Genomic DNA, 20,948 nt, shown 5'->3' on the forward strand with positions numbered 1-20,948 from the left:
TATGTTAGAACTGCTGTTTCTGTTGCTGCCCGTGGCTGCCGCGTACGGTTGGTACATGGGGCGCAGAAGCGCTCAGCAGGACAAACAGCAAGAAGCCAACCGCCTGTCGCGTGAATACGTGGCAGGGGTGAACTTTCTGCTTTCCAACCAGCAGGACAAGGCGGTCGATCTGTTCCTCGATATGTTGAAAGAGGATAGCAACACCGTTGAGGCTCACCTGACGCTGGGCAACCTGTTCCGTTCGCGCGGCGAAGTTGACCGCGCTATCCGTATCCATCAGGCATTGATGGAAAGCGCCTCCCTGACCTTCGAACAACGTCTGTTGGCGGTACAGCAGCTGGGCCGCGATTATATGGCGGCCGGGCTGTACGATCGTGCGGAGGATATGTTCAGCCAGTTGACCGACGAAGCGGATTTTCGCGTCTCGGCGCTGCAGCAGCTGCTGGTGATCCATCAGGCCACCAGCGATTGGCAAAAAGCGATCGACGTGGCGGAAAAGCTGGTCAAGCTGGGCAAAGAGAAACAGCGCGTCGAAATTGCGCACTTCTATTGCGAGTTGGCGCTGCAGGCGATGGGCAGCGACGATCTCGATCGGGCGATGAGCCTGCTCAAGCGTGCGGACGCCGCCGACAAACAGTGTGCGCGCGTGTCCATCATGTTCGGGCGCATCTACATGGCGCAAAACGACTACGCCAAAGCGGCGGAATCGCTGCAGCGCGTATTGAGCCAGGATAAAGAGCTGGTCAGCGAGACGCTGCCGATGCTGCAGGAGTGCTACCGGCATCTGCCGGAACAGCAGCACAACTGGGCGGATTTCCTGAAACGCTGTGTGGAAGAGAACACCGGCGCCACCGCCGATCTGATGCTGGCCGAAATCATCGAGCAGCACGAAGGGCGCGACGTGGTGCAGGTCTATATCAACCGTCAGCTGCAGCGCCATCCCACCATGCGGGTGTTCTATCGGCTGATGGATTACCACCTGGCGGACGCAGAAGACGGCCGGGCGAAAGAGAGTCTGCTGTTGTTGCGCGATATGGTCGGCGAGCAAATTCGCACCAAACCGCGTTACCGCTGCCACAAATGTGGCTTCACCGCGCACTCGCTCTATTGGCATTGCCCGTCGTGCCGCGCCTGGTCGTCGGTTAAACCGATCCGCGGTCTGGACGGGCAATAACGCGGCGACGAGACAAAACAAAACGGGGCGATAAATCGCCCCGTTTTTTTATGTTCATCACTTACTTTTTCTTGCCGCCTTTGGCGCCGGTTTTCAACAGCTGACGCAGTTTCTTCAGCTCTTTCTGGCTCAGCGGCTGTTCAATCTCTTCTTCGGTGCTTTGATTGTCGATCTCGCCGTGGTGCAGCTCATCCGCTTTCTTGGTGGGTTTTTCAGCCTTGGCGGCGGGCGCGCTGAAGCTGCTTTCCAGGCGTTGGCACACTTCTACGCTCAACGAAAATTCGTTTTCAGCGGCGGCGGCGCGGATTTTTTCCTTCAGTTCCAGAGGAATTTTAATGGTAAGTGTCGATATCTCGCTCATTTTGAAAGCCTTTCTGCAGGAAGATGCCTTCAAGCTAAGCCACTGACGATCGGGTGTCTAGTGTGTAATAAAAATTTAATATTTCTGTAACAAAATGGGGCGGGGGAAATGCGGTTTTTTTCAGGCGGTAAACAGAGGCAGGGCCCGAACGTTCGGGCCCTGTACCGGAAACATTATTTGTAGATGATCGCGGTGCCGCTCAACATGTTGTTACCACCGGCGGAGATGATACGGTAGCTGCTGGCGCCCTGGGCATCGGCTTTAGCGGCCAGTTTTTTCTCCAGGCTGCTGAGGGTCGTTGCGTGACCTGCGGAAACGACGCCGGTGGCGGTCAGGTTATCGGCCTGCTGGCTGCTGATCGGTTCAGCGGCGAAGGTGGCGAAAGAGGTCAGTGCAATAGCGGCAGCGGCTGCAAAATATTTGATGGTTTTCATAGGTGACTCCAGTCTGTTTATTTAGGAAGGAAGCCGTTCGCTTCCGATGTGGTGAATAATAAAGCATCCGTGCCGATTGAAAATCTGATAATGCTGAGCAAGTCTTTCAAAATATCTGATTAACAATTTACGCATCTTTACGGCGTTTTACGCTGCGTAGTTTATTGCTGACGGGCGTTCGTTGACGCGCCATGACAAAGACGGGAGGTAACATGACAGAGCGTAGGTGCGCGCAGCGGCTGGGATTTCTGGTCCCCGGCATGTAGAATGCGGCGGTCAGTTTCGCGGGTGAGTCCCTGATTATGTCCATTTTACAGAAGGTAGAAGAAATGAAGTCTGAAAATAACACTAATAACAATGACTTAAAATCATCTCCAATCGTTGTGGCGTTAGATTACGCCGATAAGAACGCTGCGCTGGCGTTCGCCGACCGTATCGATCCGCAAGACTGCCGCTTGAAAGTGGGCAAAGAAATGTTCACGTTGTTTGGGCCGCAGCTGGTGCGCGATCTGCATGGGCGCGGCTTCGACGTGTTTCTCGACCTGAAATTCCACGATATTCCCAATACCACTGCACATGCGGTTGCCGCAGCGGCCGAGCTGGGCGTTTGGATGGTTAATGTGCACGCCAGCGGCGGCGCGCGCATGATGACCGCCGCTAAAGAAGCACTGGTGCCTTACGGCGCGGATGCGCCGCTGCTGATCGCCGTTACGGTGCTGACCAGCATGGAAGCGGAAGACCTGCGCGGCATCGGCATCGAGGCCAGCCCGGCGGAGCACGCCGAGCGCCTGGCGCGCTTGACCCACGACTGCGGGCTGGACGGCGTGGTGTGTTCGGCGCACGAAGCGCAGCGTCTGAAGGCCGCTTGTGGGCAGGCTTTCCAATTGGTTACGCCGGGGATCCGCCCTGAAGGCAGCGCGGCGGGCGATCAGCGCCGCATCATGACGCCGGTGCAGGCGCAGGCCACCGGCGTGGACTACATGGTGATTGGACGTCCGATCACCCAATCTGCCGATCCGGCCGCGACGCTGCGCGCGATCCGCGCCTCTTTGGCCTGAGGAAGCGATGATGAATGACGATAACAGCCGTCTGGTGTATTCCACGGACACCGGTCGCATCAAGCAGGAAGAGGTTAAACCGCAACGCGCCAAGGGCGACGGCATCGTGCGCATCCAGCGTCAGACCAGCGGCCGCAAGGGGAAGGGCGTGTGCCTGATCGCCGGCGTCGATCTGGATGATGCCGCGCTCGACAAGCTGGCGGCGGAATTGAAAAAGAAATGCGGCTGCGGCGGTTCGGTGAAAGAAGGCGTCATCGAGATCCAGGGCGATAAGCGCGACCTGCTTAAACAGTTGCTGGAGGCCAAAGGCATGAAGGTGAAGCTGGCGGGCGGCTGAGGCGAATCGCCATGCCGCAGTGCAATGCCGCGGCATGGCTTGAGGTTGTTGCTGCCGGGGGTTAGCCCGTTAACGGCAAAAGAACCATAGACTTAAAGTAAAACAGACCTGAAATCATCGTTATTCTGGTTAATACGTCAAAGCGCAGATGCGCTTTTGCCAGCCTGTCGGCGGAAGACTATCGGTCAGGTTTATTTGCCAACCTGGTGACCGATGATACCCCCTACCGCAGCCCCACCCAGCGTGCCCAACGCGCTGCCGTTGGTCAGCACCGCACCGCCGACTGCACCGGCGCCGGCACCGATAGCGGTGTTGCGATCGCGTTTGGACATGTTGGAACATGCGCTGAGTGAAAACGCCAGAGTCAGAGCCAGAGCGGCAGTGGCGAAACGTTTATTGATAATCATCATAATGACTTCTCCTTAGCATTGGCTATATGGAAGTGCCCTATAAGTATAGGCGTTAACCATAGATCAGGCCTGCCGTTGGTTCCCATACAGTATCGATATAAAAAATGGCATCTTTTGTTAACGGCCGAATAATTAGCAGGTTACGGCCCAAAAGTTACCGAAGCTGAGTATAGGTTTCTCGGGAAGGATAAACAGGTAAATAGTCTTAAAAACCCGCTGTGCAAGGGGAAAGGCGCGCGGTGTGGCCCGCGCGGCGCGATAGGTGCGGTGGCGGCCGCGTTACTCGTTGACCAACTCAAGCTGCACGCCCTGGCGTTTCAGCTGATGTTGATACTCCAGCGCCAAACGTGAATCGGTGATCACCCGGCTGATCTGCCCCGGCTGCGCCAGCGGGTTGGGTTGGATCTGGCCGAATTTGCTGGAGTCCGTCAGCACGATATTCTCCACGCCCTTGGCCAGCACTGCGCTGACCACATCGGCGCGCATCATGTCGCGGCCGGTAAAGCCGGTTTCGGCCTGAAATCCGTCAATGCCGATAAATGCCTTGTTGAAATGCACCTGTTGAATGCACAGCCGCGTTAGCGGGCCGACCACGGTCTCGCTTTTCTTCTGGTACATGCCGCCCAGCACGATGACGTCGCAGTCGGTTTCTTTGAGCAGGTTGGCGATGTAATGGCTGACGGTGATAAGCGTAATGCGCTTGCGTTCGGCGATGTAGCGGGCCAGCAGGGCATTGGTGCTGCCGCTCTCGATAAAGATCGTCTCGCCGTCATTGACCTGCGCGGCGGCGTACTGCGCCAACCGCTGCTTGAGGGTGAAATTGGACATCATGCGGGCGTCGACGTCGTCGCTCTCTAACGCCACGGCAGAGCCGTGCACCCGCTTCAGATAACTGCGCTTTTCCAGCAGGTTGAGATCCTGCCGGATAGTGACTTCCGAGACGCCCGAGGCGCGCGCCAGTTCATTGACGCTGATCCGCCGGCGATCGTTAACCAACTGCAATATGGTCTGTTGTCGTAAATTCATATCGGCCTGATGATGCGGCCACCAAGGCGCGGCCGCTAAGAGTCAAAGGTTTAAAGAGTATGTTCTGTGCGCGCAATAATATCATCCTGCGCCTCAGGGGATAATGCGGTAAAGAAGGCGGAATAGCCAGCTACGCGAACCACTAAATCACGATATTGGTCAGGGTGTTGCTTCGCCGCCAGCAGTGTTTCGCGCGACACGATATTGTACTGCACATGCCAGCCTCGGTAGTTCTCGAAGAAGGTGCGCAACATCAGCATCAGCTTTTCCCGATCGCGCGGGTTGTCCAGCGTCGCCGGGTTCAGCTTTTGATTGAGCAGCACGCCGCCGAGGATCGCCTCGGTCGGCAACTTGGCGAGCGAATTGAACACCGCCGTCGGCCCCAGGTGATCGGTACCTGACGCTGGGCTGGCGCCTTCCGCCAGTGGCGTGTGCGCCTTGCGTCCATCGGGCGTGGCCGCAGTGGCGGCGCCGAAGGGCACGTTGGCCGAGATCGACGAAGTGCCGGCGTAGTAACCACCGCCGATCGGCCCGCGGCCGAAGCGGGTGTTGCGATACTGCTTCAGTTCTTCGATATAGGTTTGGTAGGCGCGCACCAGCAGCCGATCGACCTCGTCCACGTCGTTGCCGTATTTAGGCGCGGCGTTGAGCAGCCGCTGGCGCAGCTGTTCGCCATCCAGCCCGGCGAAGTCGTCGGCCAGCGCCGCCGCCAGCTGTTGCTGGCCGATCGCCCCCTGGTCAAACACCAGTTTGCGCACCGCCGCCAGGCTATTGCCCAGGTTGGCGATGCCGACCTGCAGGCCGGAAACCCAATCGTATTTGGCGCCACCTTGCTTGATGCTTTTACCGCGTTCGATGCAGTCATCCACCAGCGCGGAACAGAGGATATCGTGGGCATTCTCTTCCAGCACGCTGTCCACCACGCATTCGATCTCGATCGACTTGCGCGTGTAGTAGCGGATTTGCCGGTCCCAGGCGGCTAAGACCTGCTCGAAATCGGCGAAGTTTCCTTTGGATAGCGCCTGTGCCTGCGGCAGGAAGATCTGCCCGGAGGTCGCGTCGCGGCCCTGTTCCAGCGCCGCCAGCAGCACGCGGGCGAAGTTGATGAAGCTCATGCCGGTGCAGCGATAGCCCCATTTGCCGCCGACGGCGGTCTCGATGCAGCCGATGGCGGCGTAGTCGTAAGCGTCTTGCGGCTCAACCCCCAGCCTGATGAATTCGGGAATGACGATTTCGTCGTTGTTGAACGCCGGCATGCCGAAACCGCAGCGGATCACCTGCACGCAGGCGTCGAGGAAGTCGGCGCTCATCCCGGCATGGTAACGCACGCTGAGGTTGGGCTGGGTGGAACGCAGGCGGCCGCAGGACTCGAGAATGGCATAGGACAGCGGGTTGACCGCATCGCACGGCCGCCCGTCGATCAGCTTCTGTCCGCCGATGGTGACGTTCTGGTACAGCGGGCTGCCGGCGGAAGCCTTGGAATGCGAGCCGGAGCGGATCTTGTTGACCTCCAGCAGCTTCAGCCAGCAGCTGTGCAACAGCTCGATGGCGTCTTCCCGCGCCAGCTTTTGCTCCAGCTCCACGTCACGCCGATACCAGGGATAGAGGTATTGATCGAGGCGGCCGAAGGAAACCGAATGGCCATTGGATTCGATCTGCAACGTCAGCTGGATGAAATAGCACAGCTGCAGCGCCTGCCAGAAGGTTTGCGGCGGGCGATGGGCGATCTGTTCACAGTTATCCGCGAGGGCCAGCAGTTCGGTGCGCCGCCAGTCGCGCGGTTCGTTTTGCGCCATGTCGCGCGCGAGGCGGGCGAAGCGCAGGATGTGCTCGCTCAGCGCCGCCAGCACGATGTCGATGGCGTTGAGAAACTGCGCTTTGTGCAGATCTTCCCACTCGGTCAGGTGCAGACGGCTGCGGCGCGCGTTCACTTTTTCACGCAGGCCGTCGAGACCTTTCTCCAGCAGCAGCGGGAAGTTAACCGCCAGGTGAGCGTCACCGGAGGTCATGTTGCCTTCGGCCTTGATGATGCCGGTGGCCAGCAGCGCCTTTTGCTCGTCGGTGAACATACCGTAGCAGCGATCCTGCACCGTTTGGCCGCGCCACCAGGGGCACAGGCGATGCAAAATCGCCTTGTTCTCTTCGCTGACCGAAAAACCGGCGCCCGGCCGGTCGGCCAGCTGGTCGATCTCGTTTTCTATCCAGCCGACGGTGTATTCGGGAAAGATCGGCGCGGCGCGCAGCTCGCTGGCCTGGTTGCCGACGATCAGCTCGTCGTTAGCGATCCAGATGGTGCGCTTCGCCAGATGGTTGGCCAGCGCCAGCGCGCGACGCACCGGCAGTGGCCGATCCTGATGCTGTTGAAAGGCTTCGGTATAGTGCTGCGCACGCTCGGTGCACACCGGCGGTTTGACGATGTGAATCAGCGCGTTCTTGTGCGCCTGGATGCGGGCGCTTAGGGTGGTCAAATCCAACGTGGTCATGGCGTTATCCTCGCAAAATGGCGGTCAGGCCTTTGGCGCCGGCATAGGCTTCGGCGAAGGCCAGCAAATCCGGCGCGTCCAGCGGCGTGCGGGCGGCGCGGTAGGGCTCTCCGAGCAGGTGATACTTGTTGATGCCCAGCGTGTGGTACGGCAGAAAGTGGATCTCCGATACGCCGATCTCGTCGGCGGCGAAGTCGACGAGCGCGCGGACTGAGCGGCGATCGGCGTTGAAATCGGGGATCAGCGGCACGCGCACGGTCATCTGCACGCCATGCGCCGCCAGACGGCGGAAGTTGTTCAGTACCCGGCGGGCGGAGCCGCCGGTCCAGGTTCTGAAGCGCGCTTCGTCGGTGTGCTTGAGATCGGCCAACAGCAGGTCCAGCCACGGCAGCGAAGGGGTGATGTAACGCCACGGCACGTGCAGACAGGACTCGACGGCGGTGTGAATGCCGGCCTCGCGGCCGCGCCGCAGCAGCTCTGCCGCCACCTCCGGTTGCATAAAGGGTTCGCCGCCGGACAGCGTTAAACCGCCACCGGTACGCAGATAGAAAGGCTTATCCCGCATCACCTCGGCCATGATATCGTCGGGATTGATCGCGCTGCCGCACAGGCTGAGTGCGCCGGTCGGGCAGACGGCGGCGAGGGCCGCATAATCGTCGGCGTTGATGCGCTCGCGTTGCAGCGTCAGCGCGCCGTCCGAAGTGGGCTGCAGGCCTTGCGGGCAGCGCTCGGTGCACAGCGTACAGCCGCTCAGGCACAGGCGCTGGTCAAACAGCAGATCCGCATGGCGCGAGCGGCTTTCCGGGTTCTGACACCAGCGGCAGCTCAGCGGGCAGCCTTTTAAAAAGACCACGCTGCGAATGCCGGGGCCGTCATGGGTCGAATAGCGCTGCAGATTAAAGAACATGAGTCACCCGTTTGGCGTTGCTGAATCTTTCGCCATTAAAGGTGTTTCGAATGAAAGTTGAATTGATTTTGGTCAAAGGTTGGCGGGGTTTTTACCCTATGATGATCAGAGTTTGAATCCGCCCACAGAACAAGACACAGGAGTCCGTGATGGAGCTTTATCTCGATACCGCCGATGTGACTGCGGTAAAACGCCTGGCGCGCATTCTGCCGTTGCACGGCGTCACCACCAACCCGAGCATCGTGGCGAAAGAAGGCAAGCCGATCTGGGAAGTGCTGCCCGCGCTGCGCGACGCCCTCGGCGGCACCGGCAAGCTGTTTGCGCAGGTGATGGCGACCGATGCAGAGCGCATGGTGGCTGAGGCGGCGCTGCTCAGCCAGCGTGTGCCGGGGCTGGTGGTGAAGATCCCGGCGACCGCCGAAGGATTGGCGGCGATCAAGAAACTCAAAACGATGTCCATCCCGACGCTGGGCACTGCGGTATACGGCGCCGGGCAGGGGCTGTTGGCGGCATTGGCCGGGGCGGAATATGTGGCGCCTTATGTCAACCGCGTGGATGCGCAGGGCGGCGACGGTATCGAAATGGTGCACGAGCTGCAGCAGCTGTTGAGCCTGCACGCGCCGTCGGCGCAGGTGCTGGCCGCCAGCTTCAAGACGCCGCGCCAGGCGTTGGAATGTCTGCTGGCGGGCTGCCAGGCCATCACGCTGCCGGTGGACGTGGCGGAGCAGTTCCTGAATGCGCCGGCCGTACAGGCCGCGGTCGAGAAGTTCGAGCAGGATTGGCAGGGGGCTTTCGGCAGCAGCCTGCTGAACTGATGGCCTGCGCCTATTCCTCGGTGCTCACGCTATTATCGCTAAAGGATGGCGGCTACGCGCCATCCTCCTTTATCCATTATCCATTATCGGCTTTCCTTTCACTTAATTGTCGCTGAACTGTTTATTTTCCGCATGATCTCTCTTTCGGGAAAAATCGATTGATTTTTGCCCTTATCGGCTCATAATTCGTCACTAAAGCAGTGTCATTACAATTATTTAAATTATTTATAATATTCACTCATAAATTTATTGAAATAATAATGATGGGGAGCCAAGGATGCGCTCAAATTACGTTCGTGCTGTGCCTTGTTTTATTCGCTATGGTCTGTCGGGATTGTTGCTCGGCACCGTGCCGTTTTTTTCCGCCTCTGCGGCTGAGGCTTTCAGCCAGGGCGCGGCGGCTATTGATGCCCGTGAGCAGCTGCGTCAGCAAGAGCGAGAACGCGCCCTGCAGAACCAAAACACCCCTCAGGCCGATGCGCGCGTGGCTGCCCCTGAGCGGGTGCTGCCCGATTATCCTCCTCACGAAAAACCCTGTTTTACCATCAACCGGTTGGTGCTCGTCGGCGAGTCGGCCGAACGCTTTCAGTGGGCGCTTGCGGCCGCCAACGATGCCAAAGGCCGTTGCCGGGCGCTACACGGTGCGTGGCTTTGACGGCGAACAGATGCTGTCCGGCGAAAAGGGCCTGCTGTGGCGCAATGAAATCGCCTGGAACGTGTTTTCTCGCGGGCATGAATTGTATCTGGCCGCCGACTACGGTCGGGTGGACGGCCCAAACACCCGCCACTTGGTTGGCCATCAATTGGCGGGCAGCGCGCTCGGCGTGCGCGGCGCGCTGTGGGGGCGATTCAGCTATGACCTGTTTGCCGGCGTTCCGCTCTACAAGCCTGCAGGGTTCCACACCTCCGGCGCGACCGCGGGTTTTAGCGTAAATCTGGAAATTTGAACATCGCGATACCGGCAGCGTTGCTGCGCTGACCTGAACGGACTGACTTTTCTCACGGATGTGACCTATGAACAAACATTGCTATCGCCTTATCTTCAGCCGCACCCACGGGGAGTTGCGGGTGGTGTCCGAACTGGCCCGCAGCTGCAGCAGCGAGCCGGGGCAACGCATCGGTTCAGGAATAACAGGTGGAAGTCGTCTGTGGGTCACCGTGCGTCGGTCAGTGTGGCTGCTTGGGCTGTTGATGTTCGCCGGCCCCGTCATGGCAGACGGCATTGTCGCGGACGGCGGTGCCAATCCTTCACAGCGGCCGGAGGTCATCAATACCCAGAACGGCTTGCCGCAGGTCAACATCACCGCCCCCAACCAGGCTGGGGTCTCACATAATCAGTATCAGCAGTTCGACGTCGACGCCAAAGGCGCCATCCTCAACAACTCGGCGGGGATGGCCGCGACCCAGATGGCCGGGATGATCCAGGGTAACCCTAATCTCAATCCCAATTCCGCGCCGGCTCGCGTCATCCTCAACGAAGTCAACAGCAACAATCCCAGCCAGCTGCGCGGTTTTATGGAAGTGGCCGGCGGCAAGGCGCAGGTGATTGTGGCCAACCCCGCCGGCATTGTCTGCAACGGCTGCGGCACCATCAACGCCGGACGCATGACGCTGACCACCGGTAAACCGCAACTGAATGCCGATGGTAGCGTGGCAGGTTATCAGGTCGAGCGTGGCGTGGTGCGCATCGAGGGCGGTGGGCTCAACGGCGATACCCGTCATGATACCGAGTACGTCGACATTCTGGCGCGCGCGGTGGAGGTCAACGCCGGCGTCTGGGCTAAAGAAGGCGTGACGCTGGTGGCTGGCCGCAATCGCGTGAGCGCGGACGGCAAAACCGCCGCGCCGCTTTCGGGCGACGGTAGCGCCAGACCTGAGCTTGCCATCGATATGGGGCAGATGGGCGGCATGTACAGCGGCAGTATCCGCATGATTGGCACTGAAGCCGGCGTCGGTGTGCGTAACCAGGGCGGACAGGTCCGGGCGGGCAAAACGCTCACCGTGAGCAGCGAAGGCAAGCTCAGCTGGCGCTCTGATGCGCCGGATGCGGCCACGCAGGCCGGCGGCGATATTCAGCTGGCGGCAAAAGGCGACATCGAGACGCACGGGAAAGTGTATAGCGGTGGCCAACTGGCCGTGCAGAGTCGCGAGGGAATGTTAACGCAATCCGGTACGTTGGCGGCGGCCGGGAATGTGCACCTGAACGCCGCGCGCGGCATTCAAAGCAGTGGCCACCTGCTGGCGGGGAGTAATGCCGACAGCACGCTGGTCCATGATGCCAATCTGCAGCTTGATAGCCAGGGCGAAATTCGCGCCAGTGGCAGTCTGCTCAGTAAAAAGAACGTCAACGCGACCGGGCGGCGGGTGGATATCAGCGGCGCGCAGGTCGGAGCCGGCCGTACCGCGCTGACGGCCCGCGAGGGCGGGGTGGCATTGCGCCAGTCCACCGTAGACAGCGGTGAGCTGGCCGTGAGCACGAAGGGAAATGTGGATGCGCAGCAGGCCAGGCTCAAGGCCGGGCGCTGGACGGTGGATGCCGACAACCTGTTCAACCAACAGGCGACCTGGTCACAGACCGGTGACGGTGAAAGCCGTTTCACCCTGGCAGGCGCACTGGATAACGGTGACGGCACCATCGAGACGCAGAGCCTTCTGCTTTCGGCCGGCCGGCTGGTCAATCAGCGTGGTCGCCTGGTGGCGCTGGGGGAAACGGCGCAGCACTGGCGAGTGGGTGGCCTGCTCGACAATGGCGGTGGCACGATGGGCAGCAACGGAGCTCTTCGCCTCGACGCCGGCAGCCTCGATAATCAGCGCGGCACGGTAAAAACCCAGGCGGGCTTCACGCTCCATGCTGATGGTGCGGTGAATAATGCCGGGGGCAACCTGCTGGCCGGGAACGGCCTGACGCTTGAGGCAGGTAGCGATCTGAATAACCAGTCCGGCACCCTGAGTGGCGATGACGTGCGTCTGGCGGTACAACGGCTGGATAACGCGCAGGGGCAGATCATCGGTCAGGGCAATCTCGACCTGACGGCCAGCCGCCTGGATAACCAACGCGGCCTGATGGGTGCCGGCAAGGCGCTGGATATCCATACCGGCGACTGGGACAACCGTGGCGGCACGGCGCAAGGCGAAACGGCCGTCACGGCAACGGCAACGACCCTCAACAACGACGGTGGCAAGCTGCTGTCCGGCCAGGCATCAACCCTGACGACCTCGGGTAATGCCAGTAACCGTGGCGGCGAAATCAGCGCCGCGGTGCTGACGGTGAAGTCTGACCGTCTCGGCAACACGCAGGGCAAGGTGATTGGCCGACAACGGCTTGAACTGCATGCCCGTCAGGGGCTGGACAACACGCAGGGGCTTCTGGGCGCCGGTGAGATGCTGACGGTGAGCAGTGAGGGCGAGCTGAACAATCATCACGGTAGGGTGCAGGGAAATGGGCAAACCACGGTGTCAGCGCGAGACGTCCACAACGAGGCCGGCAAGTTGCTGGGTGGGCAAAGGCTCTCTCTCACTACGTCGGGCGTGCTTGGCAACCGCGAGGGGGAAATCAGCGGCGAGTCGCTCACGCTAACGGCGCAGCGCCTCGATAACGCTCAGGGCAAGGTGGTCGCCAGGCAGGATGCGAACCTGACGGCGAAGCAAGGGTTGAGCAACGCCGCCGGCTGGCTTGAAGGCGGCAGCACACTCGCCGTCAACACCGATGGCGATTGGGACAACCAGGGTGGCACCGCACAAGGTGGCTGGCAGATCACCGCCAGCGCGCAGTCGCTCGACAATACCGGCGGGCGGCTGCAGTCCGGCGGAGGCCTGACGCTGGATGCTACAGGCAATATCCTCAATCGCACCGGCAAACTGACCGCGCAACAAGCCCTTGCCGTTAAAGGCGGTGCAGCCAGCCTGTTCGATAATGATGGCGGCTCCCTGCAGAGCGGTGGCGACCTGTCTCTGCAGGGAGGCCAGTTGACCAACCGCACCGCCGGTGTGGTGCTCGGCGGGCAGGCGCTTTCCCTGAACCTGACCGGCGGCTGGGACAATCAGGGTGGCACCTTGACCGGCAATGGCCGCACGCAGGTGCGCGCCGCCAGTCTGCTCAATGCTCAGGGCGCCATCAACGCGCTGGGTAGCCTGGACATGCAGTTCACCGGCAAGTTGGATAACGGCCAGGGGCGGATTTTTAGTCAGTCGTCTCAAATGCTGCAGGCGCAGGATATCGTCAACGCGCAGGGTTGGATGGGCAGCCAGGGGAGCTGGCGGGCCAGAAGCGGCGGTTTTGACAATACGAAGGGCAGCGTACAGAGCCAGCAGGAAGCACAGTTTACGGCTGACTGGTTGGATAACGCCCGGGGCGTGATGCAATCGGCGCAAAACCTGGCACTGCGCATCAAACAGGATATCGATAATCGCAACGGCAAGGTCTCGGCGCAGGGGCAGCTTGCTGTTGCAGGCGCCAAAGAGGGCGAACATGCCGGCGCCATCAATAACGCCGGTGGTCAGTGGCTGGCGGGCCAGGCGCTGACTATTGCCGCCCGTAGCCTTGATAACGCACAGGCGGGGCAACTCTACAGCCAGAAGCAGCTGCGGCTCAATCTGAACGGTGGGCTGGACAACCGCGGCGGGAAAATACAGGGCGGTGGTGCGCTGGCGCTTGACGCACAAACGCTGAATAATGCCGGCGGGACGATAGACGGCCAGCAACACGTAGCGCTGCGTATTCTTGGCTTGCTGGAGAATACCAACGGTGCCGTGCGCAGTAATGGCGACCTGAAGGTGTCGGCCGCCGGTATCAATAATACACGCGGCGTATTCAGCAGCCGCGGCGGCATAGCGGTGGCATCAAAGCAGCTGGACAACGCCGGAGGTACGCTCATCAGTCAGGGGGCGGGCATCTACCGACTCGACCGGCTTAACAATCAGCACGGCAAGGTGCACAGCGGCGACTCGCTCACCCTTGAGGGGGCGCAGGTCAACAACCGGGGTGGGCAATTAGTGTCAACCCAGGGGCTGGCGCTCAAGGCCGGGACGCTCGATAACAGCGGTCAGGGCACGCTCAGCAGCCAGGCGGCTCTCAATCTACAGGCCGACCGTCTGAACAATCGTGATGGTGGGTTGATACTGGGCACCACACGCGCCGACATCACCTCTCATGATATCGACAATACCGCAGGCCGCCTGCAGAGTAGCGGCCAGATGACCCTCGCGGGGGTAACGCAGCTGGGCAACCGCCAGGGGCGTATCCTGGCCAACGGCAACCTCAATATCAATACTGACCGGTCACAGACCGACTCGCCGCTGGCGCTGCTCAACCAGGGCGGGCGCGTGGAGAGCGCCGAGCAACTCACCGTGCATGCGCGTACCTTGGATAATCAGAACGGTACCCTGCTGGGGCTGCAGGCGCTGACGCTGTCCGCGCAGCAGGACTACACCCATCAGGCCGGCGAAACGATCAGCAGTAACGGCACGGTGACGTTCTCCCTGAGCGGCGCCTTTACCAACCTGGCGGATTGGTTGCTGCCAGGCAATCTGGCGCTCACTGCGGCCAGCATCACCAATCCGGCGACGCTGGTGGGCAAAACGCTGCAGCTGACGACCGGAGCCTTGCAAAACACCGGGCGCCTTGAGGCGGACAGCATGACGCTGAACGTCGATTCCCTGGACAACACTGCGGCGCTGATGGGCGACGACATCACCGTGAACGGGCGCATTATCTACAACCACGGTGCGCCTGCGGTGATGGCGGCGACCCACAGCCTGACGGTGCAGGCCGGTGAGCGACTGACCAATCGGGAGGGCGCGCTGATTTACAGCGCCGACCGCCTGCAGTTGCACAGCGATGACCTGATTGAAAATCGGGCCAGCTTTATCGAAGCAGACGGTGACGCCACCGTCGAGGCCCGTCGCCTGAACAACCTGCGCGAAGGGCTGGTGATTGAGCGTGACGCGGAGAAGAGCGACTACAAATGGCACCGCTACAATTACTACTGGCGCTCTTATGGTTCGGCGGTCAATCCCGACAAAAGCACCCTGGCGCCGACTACCCAACAGCTGACATTCCAGGATGATTCGGCGGCGCAAACCAACCGCTACGGCACTCTGCTGGCCATTGATGCGGCGGGCAAGCGCGCACAGGTGCGGGTCAAGGACAATAAGGGCCAACTGACCGACCTGTGGGTCAACTACCTGGCGCTCAAGCCGAATGCCGATGGCAGCTATGCCATGACGTTCTACGAGACGCGGGGGGGAAACCAGCTGGCGACCATCCCGACGCCGTACCAAAACGGCTTCCATTGGGAGCACGACTGGACGCAGGTGATGACCTGGGATCCCGAAAAGCATGTCGATATCGACAGCGCGCCGTTCATCACCGATTACAACAACTTCCGCGAACGTACCGAGAGCGGCACGGTGACGCGCGACAAGCTGGTGAGTGAGGGGAGCGGCGCGCGTATTCTGGCGGGCGGCAACATGGTGCTGCGCATCACGGGAGCGTTGCTCAATGACGCCAGCGTCATTACCGCCAACGGCAATCTGACGCAGGACGGCGGCGGCAGCGTGGACAACCGCGGTTACTCGGTTAATGAGCGGCGCCAGGCGGCTATCGTTGACCATTATGACAAGGACACGCATCACTGGTACCCCACGTTCAACCGGGATGAAACCACGGCGCTGGCGACCGTTGACGGGGTGATCACCGGCAATGGCACGGTCACCATCAACGGAGCCCGCATCACCAACACCACGGTCAATCAGGCGCAAATCAGTCAACTTGATGCGGCGTTAAAGGCGGTGGATGCCGAACGCGCCGAGCTTGAGCGCAATCCGCTGGCCTTCACGGTAGAGGGCGCTGCCCGACCTGACGGCGATACGACGCTGGCACCGGGCGAGCAAATGACAAGACCGGGCGCCGCGCCGTCCTCGCCGCTGGGGCGCCCACTGCTGCCGTCTGAGCTGGCGCTGACGCAGTTACAGCACCTGGGCAATGTGGCCACCGCCATCCCCAATAACGGCTTGTTTAGTCAGCATACGGCGACCGGCAGCCCGTTCCTGGTGGTGACCGATGAACGCTTTACCCGCCGCGACAACTTTATCAGCAGCGACTATATGCTAGAACGCGTAGGGTATGACCCCGCGCAGGCCCATAAGCGCCTGGGCGATGGCTTTTACGAGCAGCGTCTGGTGCGCGAGCAGGTGCTGGCGCTGACCGGCAAACCGTCCGTCAAGGGCTGGGATGCGATGGAGCAGTATCAGCAACTGATGAACAACGGCAGCAAAGTCGCCCAGGACTTCCATCTGGTGCCGGGCGTGGCCCTGACGCCGGAGCAAATTGCAGCGTTGCAACAGGATATCGTCTGGCTGGTGAGCGAGACGGTGCAAACGGAAGGCGGCCCGCAAACGGTGTGGGTACCGAAGGTGTACCTGGCACAGACTACGCTGCGCCTGACCGGCGATGGTGCGGTGATTGGCGGTGGCGACCTGCAACTCTCGGCAAACAGCATCACCAATGCCGGCAATCTGTTTGCCGATAAGGCGTTAACCGTTGATGCCGGGCAGTTCCTGCATCAGGGCGGTGATATCAAGGCCGGTAGCATTGACGTGCAGGCAGAGAGTTTGACTTTGAGCACCAACCTGCAGGAGGCGCTGCGCCAGGCGACCATGAGCGCCGGCGACATTCGCCTGCGCGGCACCGATATCACGCTCACGGGCGCGAAACTGGATGCGACCGATACGCTCAGCCTGAGCGCGCGTAACGATCTGACCATCACCGCCGCGAAAAGCAGCCATATCGCCGACCTTGAGGTTATCTCGGGGGCAATGGGCAACCGCACCCGTGGCGGCACGGAAGCGGCAGGCTCCCGGATGGCGCGCGTGAGCGGCGAATGGCAGCAAGCACAGGGGAGCGAGCTTAACGCCGGCGGCAACCTTAACCTTTCGGCCGGGCGGGACGTTACGTTCGCTGGCAGCCAGGCCAAGGCCGGCGGCAGCACCCGCGTACAGGCCGGCGGCGATATCACTATCAGGGCCGAGAACACCACCAATACCACGCATCTGGCCGCCAACAGCCGTACGTCATCAGTCAGCAACGATCGCCAGGAAGAGCGCCTGACATTAAGTGCACTCGGCGGCGACCAGGGCGTCACCCTGGTGGCGGGCAACCAACTGCTGGCCGAAGGCGCGCAGGTTGACAGTAAAGAAGGGCGTATTGGCATCAGCGCGCAGGACGTGACCATTAAAGACGCGCGCAGCCGCACGCAAGATCTGGACAGCGAAAACAAACGCGAGGGCAAAACCAAAAGCCATCGCATCGAACAAACCGAGCGCGAAATCAGCACCGGCAGCACCTTCAGCGGGCGCGATGGCGTGACGGTAGTCGGGCGAGAGGGCGACGTCACTATTACCGGCAGCACCCTGCACAGCGACCAGGGTGCCATCGCCCTGCAGGCGAAAAACGATGTCACCCTCAATACGGCTACCGAGCGAGAGTCGCGCTACAGTGAGGAGCGTTCGGAGAAAAAAGGCTTCCTGAAAAAAAGCAGCAGCCACAGCGTAGCGCGCGATGCCACCACGCGTGAGAAAGGCACGCTGCTGAGCGGCGACAGCGTCAGCGTCAGCGCCGGTAATGATCTGACGGTCACCGGCTCGGCCATTGCCGCCGACCGGGACGTGAACCTGCAGGCCGGCCGTAATGTCGATATCGGTGCGGCCACCGAGACCGACACACATTACCTGCTGGAAGAGAAGAAAAAGAGCGGCCTGCTGGGTAGCGGCGGCATCGGCTTCACGATAGGCAAGCAGTCGAGCAAACACGAAATCGACGAGAAAGCCACCACCCAGAGCCAAAGCGTCAGTACCGTCGGCAGCAGCCAGGGCAGCGTCAATATCACGGCGGGCAACCAACTGCACATTGGCGGTGCCGATCTGGTGGCGGGCAAGGATCTGGCCCTGACTGGCGACAGCGTGACTATCGATCCCGGCTACGATCAACGCACGCGCAAAGAAACCTTTGAGCAGAAGCAAAGCGGCCTGAGCGTGGCGCTGTCGGGCACCGTGGGCGGTGCACTCAACACCGCCGTCAGCTCGGCGCAACAGGCAAGAAAAGAGGGCGACGGGCGTCTGAACGCACTGCAAAACACCAAGGCGGCGCTGTCCGGCGTGCAGGCGGCACAGGCCGTTGAACTCGACAAACTCAACACAGATGCGGGGAAAGGCGCCACCAACACAGTGGGCATCAGCGCCTCTTACGGCAGTCAGTCGTCGAAGAGCGAAACCCGTACCGACAGTAGCCAGTCGCAGGGCAGCACGCTCACTGCCGGGCAAAACCTGTCGATAACGGCGACCGGTAAAAACCACAACGCACAGAGTGGCGATATCGCCATCACCGGCAGTCAGCTGAAAGCGGGCAAAGACCTGTCGCTCGATGCGGCGCGGGACATCAGCTTGCAATCTGCGCAGAACAGCGAAAGCACCGTCGGCAAGAACAGCAGCAAAGGTGGCAACGTTGGCGTCGGTATCGGCGCCGGCTCGGGCGGTTATGGCATCAGCGTCTCGGCCGGCGTCAATGCCGGCAAGGGGCATGAGAGCGGCAACGGCCTGACCCATACCGAAACTACCCTGGATGCGGGCAGCCATCTCAGCCTGACCAGCGGCCGCGACACCAAATTGAAAGGCGCGCAGGCCAGCGGCGAAAAGGTTACCGTCGACGTGGGCCGCAACCTGACGCTGCAAAGTGAACAGGATAGCGACCGCTATGATGCCAAACAGCAAAACGCCAGCGCGGGCGGCAGTTTCACCTTCGGCTCGATGACCGGCTCCGCCAACGTGAGTGCCAGCAAGGACAAGCTGCACAGCAACTTCGACTCGGTAAAAGAGCAGACCGGGCTGTTTGCCGGCAAAGGCGGGTATGACGTCAAGGTCAAAGAACATACCCAGCTCGACGGCGCGGTGATAGCCAGCACGGCAGACAAAGAGAACAACCGCCTCGATACCGGCACGCTGGGCTGGAAGGACATCCACAACCAGGCGGACTACAGCGCGACGCACAGCGGCGGCAGCTTCAGCACCGGCGGGCCGGTGGGCAAAGAGCTGTTGACCAACACGGCCGGCGGCATGCTGTCGGGCGCCAACAACAGCGGGCATGCCGAGGGCACGACAAAAGCCGGGGTCAGTGAGGGAACGCTGATAGTCCGTGACACCGACAAACAGCAGCAGGATGTGGCGCAGCTAAACCGGGATACCGAACATGCCAACGACGGCAGCATCAGCCCGATATTCAACAAGGAGAAGGAGCAGAACCGGCTGAAGCAGGCGCAGCTTATCGGCGAGATTGGCGGCCAGGCGATGGACGTCATCCGCACGCAGGGCGATATCGCCGGGCTGAAGGCACAGAGAGACCCGGCGGCGCTGGCGCAGGCCAGAGAGCAGCTTGAGAAGAGCGGCAAACCGACGAACGATGCGGCGGTGATGAAGCAGGCGTATGACAACGCGATGCGGCAATACGGTACCGGCAGCGATCTGCAGAAGGCGGCGCAGGCGGTAACGGGGGCGCTGACGGCGCTGGCGGGCAATAACCTGGCGGGCGCGCTGGCGAGCGGTGCTTCGCCATACCTGGCGACGGAAATCAAGAAACGGGTCGGTGAAGACAACATCGCCGCCAACGCAATGGCACACGCTGTGCTGGGTGCGGTAACGGCGCAGCTGAACAACCAGTCAGCCACCGCAGGGGGGCTGGGTGCGGGCGGCGGGGAACTGGCGGCGCGCTACATTGCCGGCGAACTGTTCCCGGGCAAAACGGCGCAGCAGCTGAGCGAAAGCGAGAAACAGCAGGTCAGCGCGCTGAGCCAGTTGGCTGCAGGGCTTGCAGGCGGGTTGGCGACGGGCGATACTGCGGGAGCGGTGACCGGCGGGCAGGCCGGCAAGAATGCGGTGGAGAATAACGCACTGAGTGATATTGTTGACGCTGTATCTCAGGGTAAGACTCCTCAGCAGGTAGCCGAAGAGCGTGTCGATGCAGAAAACGAGCGCTATAAGCAGCAAAACTGTGCCGGAATGAGCGCGGAAGCGTGCTCGGTGAAGATGTATACTGAACGACGGGAAGAACTGAAAGATATCCTGTCGACAGGTGCAGATTTTGTGCCAGTGGTAGGGGATATCAAGAGCTTTGCAGAAGCGCAGAGCGCGCTGGATTACTTGGTTGCGGCGATAGGCATCATTCCTGGGGCTGGAGATGCAGCTGGTAAGGCAATTAAGGCCGCCGAAACAGCGCTGAAGAAGGGGGATGTCGCTGAAGCGTCGAAGCTGATTAATAAAGCTAGTTCTGAAATATCCGCAAAAACTCCAACTGGGTCGAAAGGTAATCCGCTAAATGTAATTGATGGTTCGAATAAACCGACGATAATCAACAACCGGGATTACTCCAGCCACTCACTGGATCGTATGCAACGTCAAGGCATTACACCAACCGCAGTAGAAAATGCGATACGTCCAGAAAATGCTGTGGTAGGTAAAAGGCCGGGTACAACGGCGTATTACGATGGTAAGAATAATATAACAGTGATTACGGATACCAAAAGTGGAACTGTTGTCACTGTTGATTATGGGAAAATAAAACAATGATCTTACTTTCTGATATGACATTGAGCGAATATGACCAACGCCAACTTTCCTTGATGGAGGAAATGTTGGATCTGTATTCATCGGATAAGATATCGCTTAAAAAGCTGATTGATAATTTAGAAGGTTTATTGTTTTGTTTGCAATCAGTTGATGTGGAATGGAAAAATGAATTCCATGAACACTGGTTTGTCTTAGAGCAGGTATATGCAGTTGCATTATTTAGAAATGAAAGCATTGATCCTGAAGATCCTGATATTCAAGGAACTTTAAAAAAATTAAGACATTTATTGAAAAATTAGCAACATTGAAAGATCCCGGCCAACTGACCGG

Annotated in this window: 13 protein-coding genes and 1 pseudogene; 8 read left to right on the forward strand and 6 right to left on the reverse strand. The window is 60.3% G+C overall.

The window, feature by feature from the left end; translation table 11 throughout:
• Window position 1 precedes the first annotated feature (1 nt).
• Window positions 2-1,174 carry a lipopolysaccharide assembly protein LapB gene (lapB, locus tag ACRAWE_RS06470; protein WP_019452693.1) on the forward strand — a complete coding sequence of 391 codons (1,173 nt, stop codon included), beginning with the start codon at window positions 2-4 and terminating at the stop codon, window positions 1,172-1,174.
• Between the two features lie 61 nt (window positions 1,175-1,235).
• Here the strand turns inward: lapB and ACRAWE_RS06475 are convergent, their stop codons facing one another.
• Both ACRAWE_RS06475 and bhsA read right to left on the reverse strand, forming a co-directional pair.
• Window positions 1,236-1,535, reverse strand: coding sequence for an Arc family DNA-binding protein (locus ACRAWE_RS06475; protein WP_063918434.1), 300 nt, complete (start codon window positions 1,533-1,535; stop codon window positions 1,236-1,238).
• Between the two features lie 173 nt (window positions 1,536-1,708).
• Window positions 1,709-1,969 carry a multiple stress resistance protein BhsA gene (gene bhsA / locus ACRAWE_RS06480; protein ID WP_019452691.1) on the reverse strand — a complete coding sequence of 87 codons (261 nt, stop codon included), beginning with the start codon at window positions 1,967-1,969 and terminating at the stop codon, window positions 1,709-1,711.
• A 329-nt stretch (window positions 1,970-2,298) separates the two neighbouring features.
• Between bhsA and pyrF the strand changes: the two genes are divergently transcribed.
• Together pyrF and yciH are read left to right on the forward strand one after the other, a co-directional pair.
• The gene (gene pyrF / locus ACRAWE_RS06485) at window positions 2,299-3,027 is read left to right on the forward strand and encodes an orotidine-5'-phosphate decarboxylase (RefSeq protein WP_432525133.1); all 729 of its coding nucleotides are present in this window, start codon (window positions 2,299-2,301) and stop codon (window positions 3,025-3,027) included.
• Window positions 3,028-3,037: 10 nt separating this feature from the next.
• Window positions 3,038-3,364, forward strand: a complete 327-nt coding sequence (gene yciH, locus ACRAWE_RS06490) for a stress response translation initiation inhibitor YciH (protein ID WP_019452689.1) — start codon at window positions 3,038-3,040, stop codon at window positions 3,362-3,364.
• A gap of 191 nt (window positions 3,365-3,555) precedes the next feature.
• Here the strand turns inward: yciH and osmB are convergent, their stop codons facing one another.
• The 4 genes from osmB to ACRAWE_RS06510 form a co-directional block, all read right to left on the reverse strand.
• Window positions 3,556-3,774 carry an osmotically-inducible lipoprotein OsmB gene (osmB, locus tag ACRAWE_RS06495; protein ID WP_004930634.1) on the reverse strand — a complete coding sequence of 73 codons (219 nt, stop codon included), beginning with the start codon at window positions 3,772-3,774 and terminating at the stop codon, window positions 3,556-3,558.
• Between the two features lie 279 nt (window positions 3,775-4,053).
• Window positions 4,054-4,800 carry a DNA-binding transcriptional regulator YciT gene (locus ACRAWE_RS06500; RefSeq protein ID WP_019452688.1) on the reverse strand — a complete coding sequence of 249 codons (747 nt, stop codon included), beginning with the start codon at window positions 4,798-4,800 and terminating at the stop codon, window positions 4,054-4,056.
• Window positions 4,801-4,850: 50 nt separating this feature from the next.
• Complete coding sequence (locus tag ACRAWE_RS06505; protein ID WP_432525134.1) at window positions 4,851-7,283, reverse strand: formate C-acetyltransferase/glycerol dehydratase family glycyl radical enzyme; 2,433 nt, start codon at window positions 7,281-7,283, stop codon at window positions 4,851-4,853.
• A gap of 4 nt (window positions 7,284-7,287) precedes the next feature.
• Window positions 7,288-8,190: a glycyl-radical enzyme activating protein gene (locus tag ACRAWE_RS06510; protein ID WP_432525135.1), complete on the reverse strand. Its 903-nt coding sequence runs from the start codon at window positions 8,188-8,190 to the stop codon at window positions 7,288-7,290.
• Between the two features lie 149 nt (window positions 8,191-8,339).
• On the opposite strand from ACRAWE_RS06510, the gene fsa reads away from it, so the two are divergent.
• The 5 genes and pseudogenes from fsa to ACRAWE_RS06535 all read left to right on the forward strand — a co-directional run bounded on the left by fsa (window position 8,340) and on the right by ACRAWE_RS06535 (window position 20,917).
• Window positions 8,340-9,005, forward strand: coding sequence for a fructose-6-phosphate aldolase (fsa, locus tag ACRAWE_RS06515; protein ID WP_432525136.1), 666 nt, complete (start codon window positions 8,340-8,342; stop codon window positions 9,003-9,005).
• A 277-nt stretch (window positions 9,006-9,282) separates the two neighbouring features.
• On the forward strand, window positions 9,283-9,660 hold the full coding sequence (locus ACRAWE_RS06520; RefSeq protein ID WP_432525137.1) for a hypothetical protein: 378 nt from the start codon (window positions 9,283-9,285) through the stop codon (window positions 9,658-9,660).
• Window positions 9,626-9,952, forward strand: a pseudogene (locus ACRAWE_RS06525) (ShlB/FhaC/HecB family hemolysin secretion/activation protein); the annotation flags it as partial. The gene ACRAWE_RS06520 and the pseudogene ACRAWE_RS06525, both read left to right, overlap by 35 nt.
• 67 nt (window positions 9,953-10,019) lie before the next feature.
• Complete coding sequence (locus tag ACRAWE_RS06530; RefSeq protein ID WP_432525138.1) at window positions 10,020-20,618, forward strand: hemagglutinin repeat-containing protein; 10,599 nt, start codon at window positions 10,020-10,022, stop codon at window positions 20,616-20,618.
• The gene (locus ACRAWE_RS06535) at window positions 20,615-20,917 is read left to right on the forward strand and encodes a hypothetical protein (protein WP_156785437.1); all 303 of its coding nucleotides are present in this window, start codon (window positions 20,615-20,617) and stop codon (window positions 20,915-20,917) included. The genes ACRAWE_RS06530 and ACRAWE_RS06535 overlap by 4 nt, the downstream gene beginning before the upstream one ends.
• The last annotated feature ends 31 nt before the right edge of the window (window positions 20,918-20,948 follow it).

Source organism: Serratia sp. BFP-2025 (assembly GCF_050880365.1).
Taxonomy (GTDB): Bacteria; Pseudomonadota; Gammaproteobacteria; order Enterobacterales; family Enterobacteriaceae; genus Serratia; species Serratia surfactantfaciens.